Source organism: Neisseria sp. P0021.S006, assembly GCF_051956895.1.
The window spans coordinates 1-511 of record NZ_JBQCWZ010001065.1; the positions used below are offsets into that span (position 1 = coordinate 1).

1 protein-coding gene is annotated in these 511 nt (G+C 56.2%); it reads right to left on the minus strand.

From position 1 onward, the window contains the following. Window positions 1-511: sulfite exporter TauE/SafE family protein (locus ACTHUM_RS18745; protein ID WP_440403787.1), on the minus strand; the 511-nt coding region annotated here is incomplete at both ends.

The following is a 511-nucleotide window of genomic DNA, read 5'->3' on the forward strand; positions in this document are numbered from 1 at the left end:
GTGGCAATGCTCAATATGGCCACAGCCGGAAGATAGATAAAGCCTGCCGCGCCTTCAGGCAGGTTGGCAATATGCAAACCGTTGGCAAAATAGCCGATGGTGCCGGCAATCGCAATCGGCCATGCCAGACCTGAAGATGTGCCGATGGCACGGTGCGCCGGAAAGTTGCAATACAGCAGGAATGGAACGGATAGCGAACCGCCCCCGATACCGACCCAACTCGAAGCCGCCCCAAAAAGCGTGCCGACGGCTGTCAGGCCGTGGAGGGCAGGCAGGGTGCGTGAAGGTTTGGGTTTGGAATCGCGTAGGGTTTTGAGGGCGATAAAGGCAAGAAATGCAATAAAGAAAACCTGCAAAGCCAGCGTCGGCATATATTTTGCCGTTGCCGCGCCGAGGAGTACGCCGAGTATCATGCCCGGCGTCATCTGGCGGACGGTTGCCCAATCGATGGCGTGTTTTTTATGCTGGGCGTACATACTGGAGAAGGTGGTAAACACCATTACGGCAAAGG